18 protein-coding genes are annotated in these 13,289 nt (G+C 68.5%); 5 read left to right on the top strand and 13 right to left on the bottom strand.

All coding sequences use genetic code 11. The annotated features are described in order from the left end of the window. Positions 1 to 16: 16 nt before the first annotated feature. From dprA to ACSGC5_RS10325, 8 genes are all read right to left on the bottom strand, one after another. The gene (gene dprA, locus ACSGC5_RS10360) at positions 17 to 1,189 is read right to left on the bottom strand and encodes a DNA-processing protein DprA (RefSeq protein WP_434970543.1); all 1,173 of its coding nucleotides are present in this window, start codon (positions 1,187 to 1,189) and stop codon (positions 17 to 19) included. Further along, on the bottom strand, positions 1,186 to 2,706 hold the full coding sequence (locus ACSGC5_RS10355) for a YifB family Mg chelatase-like AAA ATPase (protein ID WP_434970542.1): 1,521 nt from the start codon (positions 2,704 to 2,706) through the stop codon (positions 1,186 to 1,188). The genes dprA and ACSGC5_RS10355 overlap by 4 nt, the downstream gene beginning before the upstream one ends. After that, entirely contained in the window at positions 2,703 to 3,065 is a 363-nt protein-coding gene (locus ACSGC5_RS10350; RefSeq protein WP_434970541.1) for a YraN family protein, read from the bottom strand. Before ACSGC5_RS10350 ends, ACSGC5_RS10355 begins: the two co-directional genes overlap by 4 nt. A gap of 94 nt (positions 3,066 to 3,159) precedes the next feature. After that, entirely contained in the window at positions 3,160 to 3,483 is a 324-nt protein-coding gene (locus tag ACSGC5_RS10345) for a DUF2469 family protein (RefSeq protein ID WP_195691615.1), read from the bottom strand. Positions 3,484 to 3,545: 62 nt separating this feature from the next. Beyond that, positions 3,546 to 4,214, bottom strand: a complete 669-nt coding sequence (locus tag ACSGC5_RS10340; RefSeq protein ID WP_434970540.1) for a ribonuclease HII — start codon at positions 4,212 to 4,214, stop codon at positions 3,546 to 3,548. After that, positions 4,211 to 4,978, bottom strand: a complete 768-nt coding sequence (gene lepB, locus ACSGC5_RS10335) for a signal peptidase I (RefSeq protein WP_434970539.1) — start codon at positions 4,976 to 4,978, stop codon at positions 4,211 to 4,213. The genes ACSGC5_RS10340 and lepB overlap by 4 nt, the downstream gene beginning before the upstream one ends. A gap of 144 nt (positions 4,979 to 5,122) precedes the next feature. Beyond that, positions 5,123 to 5,470 carry a 50S ribosomal protein L19 gene (gene rplS, locus ACSGC5_RS10330; RefSeq protein ID WP_434970538.1) on the bottom strand — a complete coding sequence of 116 codons (348 nt, stop codon included), beginning with the start codon at positions 5,468 to 5,470 and terminating at the stop codon, positions 5,123 to 5,125. Between the two features lie 161 nt (positions 5,471 to 5,631). Next, positions 5,632 to 6,123, bottom strand: a complete 492-nt coding sequence (locus ACSGC5_RS10325; RefSeq protein ID WP_434970537.1) for an MFS transporter permease — start codon at positions 6,121 to 6,123, stop codon at positions 5,632 to 5,634. Positions 6,124 to 6,236: 113 nt separating this feature from the next. On the opposite strand from ACSGC5_RS10325, the gene map reads away from it, so the two are divergent. Beyond that, on the top strand, positions 6,237 to 7,019 hold the full coding sequence (gene map / locus ACSGC5_RS10320) for a type I methionyl aminopeptidase (protein ID WP_434970536.1): 783 nt from the start codon (positions 6,237 to 6,239) through the stop codon (positions 7,017 to 7,019). Positions 7,020 to 7,034: 15 nt separating this feature from the next. Here the strand turns inward: map and pyk are convergent, their stop codons facing one another. From pyk to rpsP, 5 genes are all read right to left on the bottom strand, one after another. Next, positions 7,035 to 8,456: a pyruvate kinase gene (pyk, locus tag ACSGC5_RS10315; RefSeq protein WP_434970535.1), complete on the bottom strand. Its 1,422-nt coding sequence runs from the start codon at positions 8,454 to 8,456 to the stop codon at positions 7,035 to 7,037. Between the two features lie 124 nt (positions 8,457 to 8,580). Further along, positions 8,581 to 9,273 carry a tRNA (guanosine(37)-N1)-methyltransferase TrmD gene (gene trmD, locus ACSGC5_RS10310; RefSeq protein WP_434970534.1) on the bottom strand — a complete coding sequence of 231 codons (693 nt, stop codon included), beginning with the start codon at positions 9,271 to 9,273 and terminating at the stop codon, positions 8,581 to 8,583. 1 nt (position 9,274) lies between these two features. Then, entirely contained in the window at positions 9,275 to 9,937 is a 663-nt protein-coding gene (rimM, locus tag ACSGC5_RS10305) for a ribosome maturation factor RimM (RefSeq protein ID WP_434970533.1), read from the bottom strand. Further along, the gene (locus ACSGC5_RS10300; protein ID WP_228178146.1) at positions 9,921 to 10,151 is read right to left on the bottom strand and encodes an RNA-binding protein; all 231 of its coding nucleotides are present in this window, start codon (positions 10,149 to 10,151) and stop codon (positions 9,921 to 9,923) included. The genes rimM and ACSGC5_RS10300 overlap by 17 nt, the downstream gene beginning before the upstream one ends. 4 nt (positions 10,152 to 10,155) lie before the next feature. Further along, positions 10,156 to 10,593 carry a 30S ribosomal protein S16 gene (gene rpsP / locus ACSGC5_RS10295; RefSeq protein ID WP_434970532.1) on the bottom strand — a complete coding sequence of 146 codons (438 nt, stop codon included), beginning with the start codon at positions 10,591 to 10,593 and terminating at the stop codon, positions 10,156 to 10,158. A gap of 240 nt (positions 10,594 to 10,833) precedes the next feature. Here rpsP and ACSGC5_RS10290 point away from each other — a divergent pair, with 240 nt between their 5' ends. The 4 genes from ACSGC5_RS10290 to ACSGC5_RS10275 are packed head-to-tail and all read left to right on the top strand — an operon-like array spanning position 10,834 to position 13,253. After that, complete coding sequence (locus ACSGC5_RS10290; protein ID WP_434970531.1) at positions 10,834 to 11,202, top strand: DMT family transporter; 369 nt, start codon at positions 10,834 to 10,836, stop codon at positions 11,200 to 11,202. Continuing rightward, entirely contained in the window at positions 11,199 to 11,519 is a 321-nt protein-coding gene (locus tag ACSGC5_RS10285) for a DMT family transporter (RefSeq protein WP_434970530.1), read from the top strand. Before ACSGC5_RS10290 ends, ACSGC5_RS10285 begins: the two co-directional genes overlap by 4 nt. Positions 11,520 to 11,579: 60 nt before the next feature. Further along, the gene (locus ACSGC5_RS10280; protein WP_434970529.1) at positions 11,580 to 12,740 is read left to right on the top strand and encodes a glutamate--cysteine ligase; all 1,161 of its coding nucleotides are present in this window, start codon (positions 11,580 to 11,582) and stop codon (positions 12,738 to 12,740) included. Positions 12,741 to 12,800: 60 nt separating this feature from the next. Next, on the top strand, positions 12,801 to 13,253 hold the full coding sequence (locus tag ACSGC5_RS10275; RefSeq protein ID WP_434970528.1) for a methyltransferase family protein: 453 nt from the start codon (positions 12,801 to 12,803) through the stop codon (positions 13,251 to 13,253). Positions 13,254 to 13,289 lie beyond the last annotated feature (36 nt).

Raw genomic sequence — 13,289 nt, 5'->3', positions numbered from 1 at the left:
GCACCCCGCTCACCCGTCAGGTGAGCCGCCATCCGCCGGCAATGGCAACCACGAGGCCCTCCACCTGCAGAAGTCCCAGGTGGGACTGCACGTCAGTGACGCTGAGCCCGCAGCGCTGCGCGATCTCCTCCGGCGTGCGGGCCGACCGCGAGCTCAGGGCATCGCGCACGCGGGTTCGGTCCGATGTGTGCGCAGAGGAGTCCGCGGATCCCCCCTCGTCGGGAAGCTCTCCCCATCCCAGCAGTTCTCGCACATCCGCCGCATTCGTCACGCACGTGGCCTCGAGTTCGCGCAACAGCCGGTGACAGCCCGCGGAGGCCGCACTGGTCACGGGGCCCGGAACCGCGCCGATCGGACGCCCGAGGGCGCTCGCGTGGTGGGCGGTGTTGAGGGAGCCGCTGCGCCACCCTGCTTCGACAACCACCGTGACCGCCGACAACGCCGCGATGAGTCGGTTCCGCTGCAGGAACCGCCACTTGGTCGGCGCGGAGCCGGGCGCAACCTCGCTCACAACCGCCCCCGTGTCGGCGATGCGTTCGATCAGCTCGGTATGAGCCTGCGGATAGGCACGTTCGAGACCGCCTGCCATGAGCGCGACCGTCGTTCCCCGTCCCGCGAGAGTCGCCCGGTGGGCAGCGGCGTCAATCCCGAACGCGGCTCCCGAGACAATGCTGATGCCGCACGCGGCGAGTTCTGCCGCCATCTCCCCTGCAACATGCTCGCCGTAGCTCGTCGCCGCGCGAGCACCGACGATCGCGACACCGTGCTGGGCGCTCTCGAGTACACGCGGATCCCCCCGGACCCACAGGACGAGCGGCCCGTGCTCGGCGAGGTCATCCACGGAATCCGGCCACGTCTCGTCGTGGGGTGTCAGCAGACGCAGCCGTGCCGCACGCGCCGTTCGCAGCGCCGCCGAGACTGCGCCGGACCGCAGTCTCGGCCGCCATCGCTCCACCGCCGCGCGCGCGTCGTCCGGGTCCAGGATGCCGTCGCCCAGGTCATCGCGCCGGACCCGCTCGAACGCCTCGGCGGGGCCCACGGCGCCGACCAGCTGGCCGGCCGCACGATCCCCGGGTTCGGTGAGGATGTTCCAGAGGACACGCGTGTAGCGGTCGAGGATCTCGTCATCGGGGAGTGCCCCGACAACGAGAGGTCCCAGCTCGTCACGGGCACGCGAGAGATCGATCACGAGACAGTTCCTCTCTTCAAGAACAGGGCCCGGCCGATGTGGTCGGGAGTCGGCATCGGCACGCCGTCGAGATCGGCGAGGGTCCACGCGATCCGAAGGACGCGGTCGTACCCGCGGAGGGTGAGTGTTCCGCGGGCAAGAGCACGATCCAGAGGGGCGCGCGCGGCGGGAGGCAGCGCGCCCGGTCCGGAGCGCAGCCACGTTCCCGGGACGTCGACGTTCCGACGCCACGGCGTGTCGGCCAGCCGTCGCATCGCCCGCTCGCGGGCTCCGCGCACGAGCGCCGCGCCTTCCTGCGAACTCATGCGGCCCCGCTCCTCGGGCACCCGCCCGACCCGCAGGAGGGTCAGCTCGATGTCGACGCGGTCCAGCAGCGGGCCCGACAGGCGGTTGCGGTACCGCCGGACCGCCTGCGGCGGGCACTCGCACACGGCATCCCGCAGCCCGCGGTTCCCGCACGGACACGGGTTCGTGGCCAGCACCAGCTGGAATCGCGCGGGGAAGGATGCCGTGTACCCGGCGCGGTGAACCGTGATGCTTCCTGACTCGAGCGGCTGGCGCAGCGCATCGAGCACGTTGGTGGCGAACTCGGCAGCCTCATCCAGAAAGAGCACGCCCTCGCTCGCGCGCACGATGGCGCCTGGGCGGGGCACCCTGCTTCCGCCGCCGACGAGCGCTGCCGCACTCGCGCTGTGGTGCGGCGCCTCGAACGGCGGAACACGCGAGAGGTCGGTGACGGCATGTCCGGAAAGCGAGCGAACGGATGCCGCCGCCAGCGCCGCCTCATCATCCAAGGGCGGCAGGATGCCGGGGAGCCGCCGCGCGAGCATCGTCTTGCCCGCTCCGGGCGGACCCGTCATGAGCAGATGGTGACCGCCCGCCGCCGCCACCAGGAGAGCCGCGACCGCGTCGTCTTGACCCACGACGTCGGCAAGATCGAGCGCCTCCGGCGCCAGAGCCTGATCAGCACGCGCGTGGACCGGTTCCGCATCCGGCAGCCGCGCATCGATGCCGTGCCGGGACAGCACATCCCCGAGGCTCGTCGCCCCGACCACGGCGATCCCCGGCACGAGGGCCGCCTCGTCCTCGTTTGCGCGCGGCACGACGACGGTGCGAAGCCCCGCTCGGGCGGCAGCGACGACGGCGGGAAGAATGCCGGGAACCGGCCGGAGTCGGCCGTCCAGCCCCAGTTCGCCGATGTGCGCCGTGCGCAGGAGGGCGTCTGCCGAGAGCGGCAACTGCGTTGCCAGCGCTGCCACGGCGATCGCCAGGTCGAACCCGGAGCCATGTTTGGGCAGGCTCGCCGGCGAGAGGTTGACGGTGAGGCGTCGACTCGGCAGCGGCACGTCGCTGTTGGCGCACGCGTTTCGCACTCGCTGTGATGCCTCGCCCAGCGCCTTGTCCGCGAGGCCGATGATTCGAAAGTCGGGGAGCTGATCGGAAAGGTCCGCCTCGACCTCCACCGCGACTCCCTCGATCCCGACCAGGGAGATCGCCCACGTACGGGCCAGGCTCATGCGAGGTCCCGCAGATGCTCGATCCGGAGCGGCGCCGCCGGATCGCCGGTGATCGCGAGTCCATCCACCCGAAGGGTCCGTCCGCCGACGAGCTCGCGGTGCGCGGCCCGCCACTCCCGGGCGAGCTGATGCAAGCGGTGGAGCTTCTGCGAGCCGATCGCCTCGAACGGATGCCCGAAGGCGGCAGTGCGGCGGGTCTTGACCTCGACGATGGCGATGGTCTCGGCATCCGCCACGACCAGATCGATCTCACCGCTGCGGCATCGCCAGTTACGGTCGAGGATCGCGAAGCCACGGCCGCGAAAGTACGCCTCCGCGGTGCGTTCACCCGCCCTGCCGAGGTCGTCCTTGCGTGCCATTCCCCCAGCGTGACGGCGCCGGCGCGCGCGGCGTCAGCGAACCGGCCATGAGGCCGACAAGCGCGCGACGATCCCTCTTGGGGAGGAACGGAGCTCAGCTGTCGAGGGTGAGCTCGTCGGGCAGCTGGAAGTCACCCCGCTGCAGTTCTTCGACGTTGACGTCCTTGAAGGTCAGGACGCGCACCGACTTCACGAAGCGGTCGGCGCGGTAGATGTCCCACACCCACACGTCGTTCATCGTGATCTCGAAATAGAAGTCGTGCTCCGTGTCACGGCGCACGACATTGACATCGTTGGCGAGGTAGAAGCGCCGCTCCGTCTCGATCACATACTGGAACTGGTGCACGACATCGCGATACTCGCGGTACAGCGCCAGCTCGAGCTCTCGGTCGTAGTCCTCGAAGACCTCGTCATCCATGGTGCTCTCATCCTAGTTCCCGGGGCACACGACCCAGCCACAGTCGACCGACGACCAAGCGCTCAAAAGAGCGTCGGAGCACCCGCGAAAGCCCACGACAGCCGGTGGTGGTCGCTCACGCCGTGCTCGAGAATGGCGGCCCGGTGTTCGGGACTTGCGTAGCCCTTGTTGCGCACCCACTGGTAGGCAGGCAGATCGTCGTGCAGACGCACCATGAGTTCGTCTCGGGCCACCTTGGCGATCACGGATGCGGCGGCTGCGCCTGCGCAGTCGCGGTCGGCCTTCACCACCGGCTGCACCCTGAGCCCGGGACCGGGGGCACGCGAGATGTAGTCGTGATTTCCATCGAGCACCACGACCGCCGCCGTCACGTCGACACCGTGGGCTGACAGCTCGGCCAGCGCGCGACGGGCGGCGAGCCCGAGCGCCGGCAGGATGCCGATCTCATCGATCTCCGCCGAGCTCGCCCACCCCACGGCGCTGCCGGCAACCCATCCGGCGGCGCGGCGCGCGAGGTCGGCGCGCCGCGCCTCGGGAACGAGCTTCGAATCGCGAAGTCCTTCGGGAACCCGCCGCCGCGACAGGGCCGCATCCACGACGGTGGCACCCACCGCGACCGGGCCTGCCAGCGCGCCGCGTCCGACCTCGTCGCACGAGATCACGAGGTCGTACTCGCGCAGCAGCTTCCGCTCCAGCGTGAGGCGCGGGACCGCTCGCGACCCGGTGCTCATCGCGCGTCGGCTCCCTCGCCGTCCGGAACACCCGCGAACACCTCGCTGTGCGGATCCAGGAAAGCCCAGCGGGAGATCGGCCAGGTGATGACGAAGGCGCGTCCGACGACGTTCTCGATCGGCACGAAACCGCCGCCGGGTTGCTCCTGATTGAACCGCGAATCCTTCGAATGGTCCCGGTTGTCCCCGAGGACCCACAGGCTCCCCTCCGGAACGACGACGTCGAACGGCACGAGGTTCGGTGAGCTCTGCCCCGGGTCGAGCTTCACGTATGCGGACTCGTCGATCGGCATGTCGTTGATCGTGATCTGCCCCAGCGCGTTGCAGCACACGACATGGTCGCCGGGCAGACCGATGACGCGCTTGATCAAGTGGTCCTCGGAGTCCGACACCGAGAGTCCCACGAGCGTGAGCAACCAGTCGACCCCCTCGACAAAGGGCGATTGCGGCGTCGAGGGATGCACGGGAAGCCACCCGCCCGGGTCCTGAAACACGACGATGTCGCCACGCTCGTACCCATTCCAGCGCGGCGTCAGCTCGTCCACGAGGATGCGGTCGTTGATCTGTAGCGTGTCCTCCATCGACCCCGACGGGATGTAGAACGAACGGACGAGGAACGTCTTCACGAGCGCGGAGACCACGACCGCGATCAGGATGATCACCAGAACGTCACGCAGGAATACCCACGCGCCCCGCCGACCTCCTCGTTGGCGCCGCTGCGACCGCGTCACGGGTTCAGCGGGTGCCTCGGCGTCGGAAGTCATGCAGCGATCCAATCCGTCCGACCAGATGCGGACGCTCAGACAAGGGTGTCACACGATGGGGCAGCACGAGTGTCGTGCAACGCCCGGAGAGACACGTGTGCCCCGGTACGAAGGGCACCGGGGCACACGGGGAAACGCGCGGAATCAGTTCTCGCGCTTCTCCTTGATCTTGGCCTTCTTACCGCGGAGCTCCCGCAGATAGTAGAGCTTCGCGCGACGCACGTCGCCGCGGGTGACCAACTCGATCTTGTCGATGATCGGGCTGTGCACGGGGAAGGTACGCTCGACGCCCACCTGGAAGCTGATCTTGCGGACGGTGAAGGTCTCGCGCACGCCGTCGCCGGAACGGCCGAGCACGACGCCCTGGAAGACCTGGACGCGCGAGCGGCTTCCTTCGACGATGTTCACGTGCACCTTGACGGTGTCACCGGGGCCGAACTCCGGGATGTCGGTACGCAGGGAGGCGGCGTCGACGATGTCGAGGGTCTGCATGATCGCTACTCTCTGCGGCCGCCGCAGGTCGGCCGCGGGTGATAAGGAAAGGATGAGGCGTGCCGCACCGCAGTCGAAACCAGTCGGTGGATTCCCCTGAGGCAGAATCCGTCAAGGCACAAACATCCATTCTGCCATGACGGATGAGCGGAACAAAACCGTCAGGAGCGCGGCTGCTGCTCCGTGATCACGATGACCTCGGGATCTTCTCGCCGCGGGGGCGTCGTGCCTGACGGTGGAATGTAGGGGATGCCCGACGCGCTGCGAAGCGTGACCAGGCCCGGCCGCGCCTCCCGCCACAGTTGCCACAGCATGAGCCAGAACAGCGAAATGCCCACCGCAACCGTCAGCAGGAACACCGGAAGCCACCACGCCGCCACGAAGAACCCCAGCGCGAACGTCAGCGCGTGCCACACGGCGAACCCCGCGACGTCCCACCACGACACCGCTCGGGCGGCGCGGGCGGTCGGCCGGGCGCGAACGAGGAGCGTCAGCACCAGCTGACCGATCAGCACCGACGGAATCGCGACCAGGAGAACCCAGAGCAGCGCCCATGCGCCCGCGTCGAAAGCGATCCATCCGACGAACAGCCACAGCGGCAGCACAAAGGCGGCCGGAATCATCCAGCCGTAAAATGCGCGTCGGAGCCACATGCTTCGATGCTACGCCGGGGCCGGGACGCCGGCGCCCGTGGCACGCGATGCGGGGCATCCTCACAGCCGGTCGAGGGTGCATCAGACAGAATGGACCGGTCGAGAGGAACCGGATGATCGAGTTACGCACCCCCGCCGAGATAGAGGCCATGAAGCCGGCGGGGCGTTTCGTCGCCGAGGTCCTCGCGACCCTTCGCGAGGAGACGCGGGTCGGCACGAACCTCCTCGAGATCGACCGGCGAGCCCACGAGATGATCCGTGCCGCAGGGGCGGAGTCGTGCTACATCGACTACCACCCGTCGTTCGGAGCCAGCCCGTTCGGAAAGGTCATCTGCACCTCGATCAATGACGCCGTGCTTCACGGCCTCCCCCACGACTACGCGCTGCGCGACGGCGACCTGGTCACCCTCGACTTCGCCGTGGCCGTGGACGGCTGGGTCGCCGACTCGGCTGTCTCGTTCGTCGTCGGCACGCCGCGGGATGAGGATCTTGCGCTCATCGACACGACCGAGCGAGCCCTGGATGCCGCGATCGCCGCCGCCGTCGTCGGCAACCGCATCGGCGACATCTCCGCGGCGATCGCGGCCGTCGCACACGGCGAGGGGCTCTCGATCAACACGGATTTCGGCGGCCACGGCGTCGGTCGCGAGATGCACGGGGATCCGCACGTCGCCAACAACGGGAAGCCCGGCCGCGGCTATCCGCTCCGCGCCGGCCTGGTCCTTGCGCTCGAACCCTGGTTCCTGCAGTCGACCGATCAGCTGCGCACGGATGCCGACGGGTGGACCCTGCGCAGCGCAGACGGCTCGCGGGGAGCGCACTCGGAGCATACGATCGCGATCACGCAGGACGGTCCGCTCATCCTCACTGACCGGAGCTTCCTCGGCGTCGACTGAGCTCGACCTCGAGGTTCAGGAGCCGTCGGAGGCGCCGACGGTGTGCACGCGCACGTTGTTGGTCGACCCGGCGATCCCGGGGGGTGCCCCCGCCGTCATGATCACGACATCACCGGGCTGAACACGCCCCGCGTCGATGAGCACGCGGTCAAGCAGTGCGATGAGCCCGTCGGTCGAGGCCGCGCGGGCGACGAGGAACGGCTCGACCCCCCACGTCAGCGCGAGCCGTGACCGGGTACTCGGAAGATCGGTGAACGCGAGGATCGGAACGCGGTGACGCAGACGCGCCATCCGGCGCGCCGAGTCGCCGGACTGGCTGAAGACGCACACGTACTTCGCGTCGACGAAGTCCGCGATCGTTGCCGCCGCAAGGGTCAGCGCACCACCCTGGGTCCGTGGTGTGGTGCCGAGCCGCGGAACCCGTTCGAGCCCGGTGTCCTCTGTCGATGCGACGATCCGCGCCATGGTTTCCACGACCGTGACCGGGTGGGCGCCGACGCTCGTCTCACCCGAGAGCATGACGGCGTCCGCGCCGTCGAGCACGGCGTTGGCGACATCCGAGGTCTCGGCCCGCGTCGGCACCGGGTTCTCGATCATCGACTCGAGCATCTGCGTGGCCACGATGACGGGCTTTGCCCATCGGCGAGCCAGTTCGATCGCGCGCTTCTGAACGATCGGCACCGTCTCCAGCGGCAACTCCACCCCGAGATCGCCCCGGGCGATCATGACCCCGTCGAACGCGTCGATGATCTCCTGCAGGTGGTCGACAGCCTCCGGCTTCTCGATCTTCGCGATGAGGGGAATCCGCCGGTTCTCCTCGGCCATGATGACTCGGGCTCGCTGCGCATCCTTCGGAGATCGCACGAACGAGAGCGCGATCATGTCCACGCCCAGCGCAAGTGCCCAGCGCAGATCGGCCTCGTCTTTCGCGCTCAGCGCCGGTGCGCTGACGGCGACGCCGGGGAGATTGATTCCCTTGTTGTTGGAGACCGCTCCCCCGACGACGACCTCGGTCCGCACCCGGATGCCGTCGGTCTGCAGCACCTTCAGCCGAACCTTACCGTCGTCGATCAGAAGCGTGTCGCCGGCGACGACATCGGCAGCCAGCTGCGGGAACGTGGTGCCGCAGATCTCGCGGGTGCCCTCGACATCCTCCGTCGTGATCGTGAACACATCGCCGGGCGCGAGGTGGTGAGGACCGTCGACGAACCGTCCGAGACGGATCTTCGGCCCCTGCAGGTCCACGAGAATGCCCACAGGCCTGCCGGTCGAGTCGGCGGCGCGACGCACATGAGCGTACGACTGCTCGTGGACGACCCGCTCGCCATGGCTCATGTTCAGCCGAGCGACATCCATACCCGCCCGGACGAGAGCCTCAACCTGGTCATAGGTCGCCGTCGCGGGACCGAGCGTGGCAACGATCTTTGCGCGGCGCATGGCAACGCTCCCTCCGGCGGGTGACGGGATACCAGTCTCGCGTGCCGGGCGGGCCGGTGGGTTTCCCGAATGTGACGAATCGGTGTCGGGACGCACGCGGCGAGCGGACGGCCGGCTCCGGGCCCTACTCCGGAAGCAGATCCGGGCGGCGCGTGCGCGTGCGTTCGAGCTGCTGGTCCGCGCGCCAGCGCGCGATGGCCGCGTGGTTGCCGCTGAGGAGGACCTCGGGGACCGCGCGACCACGCCATACGGCCGGCTTCGTATAGGACGGGTACTCCAGCAAGCCGTCCTCGTGGGATTCCTCGACGATGCTCGCCGGGTTCCCGACCATTCCCGGCATGAGACGCCCGATCGCCTCGATCATCGCCATCGCAGCCACCTCGCCGCCGTTGAGAACGTAGTCGCCGAGGCTGAGAAGCCGTACCGAGCCCCGCGCCGAGGCGTCCTCGAAGACACGCTCGTCGATGCCCTCATAGCGCCCGCAGCCGAAAACGAGGTGCTCTTCGAGGGCAAGCTCGCGGGCGGTCGCCTGCCGAAAGAGCTCCCCCGCCGGCGACGGGAAGATGATCGTGGGACGACGTTGCGCATCCGTGGGTGCGAGTGCGTCGAGAGCCTCACCCCAGGGCTCCGGCTTCATCACCATTCCCGCGCCCCCGCCGTACGGCGTGTCATCGACCGTTCGGTGACGGTCGTGGGTCCAGCTGCGGAGGTCATGCACCCTGACATCGAGCAGGCCGCGCTCTCGCGCTTTGCCGATCAGTGAGACCTCCAGGACGTCGAAGAACGCCGGAAAGATGGTGACGACGTCGATCCGCACGTCAGCTCCCGTCGGTTGCGGTCGCTGCATCCTCGGGTGAGCCGCCGGTGTCCGCGGAGGGGTCGGGGTCGTCATCCGGCAGGTCCTCGAACAGCCCCGCGGGAGGAGTGACAACGACGTGGCCGGCCACGGGATCGACCACCGGCACGATCGCCTTGACGAAGGGGACGAGCACTTCGCGGTCGTCGCGTGTCCGTACGATCAGGAGGTCCTGCGCGGGCAGGTGTTCAACCCGCACGACGCGCCCGATCGACTCCTCGCCGCGCCGCACGTCCAGTCCGACGAGCTGGTGATCGAACCAGGCGTCCTCTTCGTCGGATGCCGCATCCGCTGCCTCATCGACCCAGAGGATCGCGCGCACGAGGCTCTCTGCGGCAGTGCGGTCATCGACGCCCTCGAAGAAGGCGACCGGGTGGGAGTTCATCCAGCGGAACTCACGAACCGTCAGCGGTTTGCCGTGCCACGGAGAGGTGTCAGGGACCTGCAGCGTGAAGGTTGCCCCCGGGAAGAACCTGCCGTCGGGGTTGTCGGTGTAGAGCTCGAGCTTGAGAGCCCCCTTGAGCCCGTGTGCCTTGACCAGCCGTCCGACCCGGAGCTGGGTTCCTGCCGAAGGGGGCGGCGCGGGGCGCCCGTCCGAATCGACCACGTCAGTCGTCCGCGACATCAACCCGCACGCGGCGCCCGTCGGCCAGCGCCGAGATCAGGGTGCGGATGGCTTTGGCCGTGCGGCCGCCGCGCCCGATGACACGTCCCCGGTCGTCGGGGTGCACGTGCACCTCGAGTACCTCACCCCGTGAGGACTCCGACGAGAGGATGCGCACGTCGTCCGGGTTGTCGACGATCCCCTTGACGACGTGTTCGAGCGCAGCGGCGAGCACGGACTCAGGCTTCTGCGGTCTCGGCCGACTCGGCGGCCTCGGGCTCAGCAGCAGCGTCCGCGTCGACGGCCGGCGCCTCCTCGGTCTTCTTCTCAGCCTTGGGCTTGACGACCGACTTCTTGGCGGTCTCGACCTCGAACGCGGGCTTGGGCTCGGCGGTCTTGAGCGTCGACACGGCGTTCTTGTCGCCCTTGAAGGTGCCCCAGTCGCCGGTGATCTTGAGGATGGCGCGCACCTGCTCGGTGGGCTGGGCGCCCACGCTGAGCCAGTACTGCGCACGGGCCGAGTCGACCTCGATGAACGAGGGCTCCTCGGTCGGGTGGTACTTGCCGATCTCTTCGATCACACGACCATCACGCTTGGTGCGCGAGTCTGCGACGACGATGCGGTAGTAGGGCGCGCGGATCTTTCCGAGACGCTTGAGACGGATCTTGACAGCCACGATTCTCCTGTGTGGTGGAACTCGAACGAACTGATCGCCTGGAGCGTGGGGTGCACACCCGGCGGAAGCTCAGGGGGTTGGCGCGCTGGATAGAGGGTCGAGCGCGGTCCGACCCTCTATTCTGCCAGATCCCACCGGATGCCGAGAACCGCGCAGTCAGGACGTCAGGAGCCACCCCCCGGCGCCCGATAGCGTGTGAGCCGTGAGGCGACGGAAGACGGCCTGCCACGGAGGCGCACCATGACGAAATGGCTGTACCTGATCGGCGCGATCGTGCTGGAGGTCGGCGGAACGCTCTCGCTGCGCCTCTCGGTGGATTCGGCGGGGTGGTTCCTCGGGGTGGGCGTGGGCTATGTCGGGGCCTTCGCGTGCCTCACCCTGCTGCTGCGCGCAGGTGCCCCGATCGGTCTCACCTACGGTGTCTGGGCGGCATCCGGGGTGGCGCTCACAGCGGTGCTCGCAGCAGTGCTGTTCGGAGACCCGCTGACGTGGCTCATGAGCCTCGGGATACTGATCGTCATCGGAGGCGTTCTCCTGGTCGAGATCGGAGCCAGCGCGAGCCGTCGGGCAGCACCGCACGCCGCCGACAACACGGAGGCCGAACGATGATGTGGCTGTACCTGGTGGGCGCGATCGTCTTCGAGGTCACCGGGACCATGTCGCTGCGCGCGTCGGAGGGCTTCCGGCGCCGCGTGTGGATCGCGCCGGTGCTCGTTTCGTATGTGCTGGCCTTCACGCTTCTGTTCCTGTGCCTTGCAGAGGGGATGCCCGTGGGGGTCGCGTACGGAATCTGGTCGGCGACCGGGGTCGCGCTCACGGCAGTGCTCGCGAAGATCCTCTTCGATGAGCCGTTCACCTGGCTCATGGGTCTGGGAGTGGTCGCTATTGCGGGCGGGGTGCTGCTGATCGAACTCGGTGCGCACTGACCCGCGGCGTGGTGTGTCGCAATCGGCGGCAGACTCCGTGGAGCGTGCGAAACTGACGCCATGACGCTCGGATTCGCGACATCCGCTCGTTCGACCGTGGGGCTCGAGTGGGAGCTGATGCTCGCCGACCGCACGACGGGGGACCTCGCGGGCAAGGCGCCCGAGATCCTCGACGAGATCACACCATCGATTGAGCTCGAACGCTTCTCGCTCACGAGCGAGCTGCTCACGAACACTGTGGAGGTCACCAGCGGCATCGGTGCGACCGTGGCTGCCGCCGCGGAGGACATGGTGGACGGAATCCGCGCCCTGCGTTCCGCGACCGAGCCCCGCGAACTGGATCTGATGTGCGCCGGCTCGCATCCGTTCGCCCAGTGGTACGACCAGCAGGTGACCGACAAGACGCGCTATCAGGCCCTCATCGAGCGGACACAGTGGTGGGGTCGGAACATGATGATCTGGGGCATCCACATCCACGTGGGCGTCGAGGATGTGAACAAAGTCATGCCGCTCATCCGTGCGCTGTCGGCCTACCTCCCCCACCTGCAAGCACTGTCGGCGTCGAGCCCGTTCTGGGCCGGTGACCGCACCGGCTATGCATCCAACCGCGCGCTCGTGTTCCAGCAGCTGCCCACGGCGGGCCTGCCGTGGCTCCTCGAGGACTGGGAAGCGTTCGAGGCGTACCTGGATGACATGGTGCGCACCGGCGTCATGGTCGATGCCAGCGAAGTGCGCTGGGACATCCGCCCGGCTCCGCGATGGGGCACGATCGAGGTGCGTGCATGTGATGGGATGTCGACGCTCCCCGAGCTTGCAGCTGTCGCCGCCCTCGTGCAGGTGCTCGTCGAGCACTTCTCGCGCCGGCTTGATGACGGTGAACAGCTCACCGGCATCCAGCCGTGGTTCCTCCGCGAGAACAAGTGGCGTGCCGCACGCTACGGCCTGGACGCGGAGATCGTCGTCGACCGCGCGGGCACGCTCACGCCCGTGCGAGAGCACCTTCGCCAGGTGCTCGACGACCTCGCCGAGATCGCCGTCGAACTCAAGTGCGCGAAAGAGTTCGCCGGGGTGGAGACGATTCTCGCCACTGGCGCGAGCTATGAACGACAATTGCGGGTCGCGGACGAGAACGGGGGCGATCTGCGGGCGGTGGTGCGTCATCTGGTGACGGAGTTCCGGGACGGACCGACCCTGCGCGATCACCTCAACGCGCTTCGCTGAAGCCCATCGCGGGATGGCACCGCCGAGGACGCGAGCGGCTCGCCCTGGCAGACTGTCGCTGTGCGGCACCGTTCCGACTGGCTGGTCATCGCGCAGTTCGTGCTGCTTGCTCTGCTGCTCCTACCGGGGACGCCGACATGGGGTGCGGCGTGGCTCACCGTGCTGGCTGCCGCCGCCGGCATCCTCGGCCTCGGGCTGGCGATCACGGGCGTGGCGACACTCGGCCGTGACATCGTCCCGTGGGTCGCGCCCAAGCCCGGTGCCCCGCTGCGCACCCGGGGAGTCTTCCGTCTGACGCGCAACCCGGTCTATCTCGGCATCCTGATCGGATCCGCGGGCTGGGTGGCGTGGCGGGGGCGTGGCGAGCTGCTCGTCGTGTGGGTGCTGCTGGCGGCGGTGCTCATCGCGAAGGCGCACGTCGAGCAGCGGTACCTGCTCGACGCGTTCGGAGATGAGTACCGTGCCTACGCGGCGCGAACCTCGCTCATCCTCTGGCGCCGAGGAATCCGCTGAAGCCGGTCACCGCGACATCCACCAGCGCTCCGGCGG

This window comes from Microbacterium sp. bgisy207 (assembly GCF_965345035.1).
Classification (GTDB): Bacteria; Actinomycetota; Actinomycetes; order Actinomycetales; family Microbacteriaceae; genus Microbacterium.
Note: the sequence above shows the minus strand (reverse complement) of the source record. Positions and strands in the feature narration are given on the sequence as shown.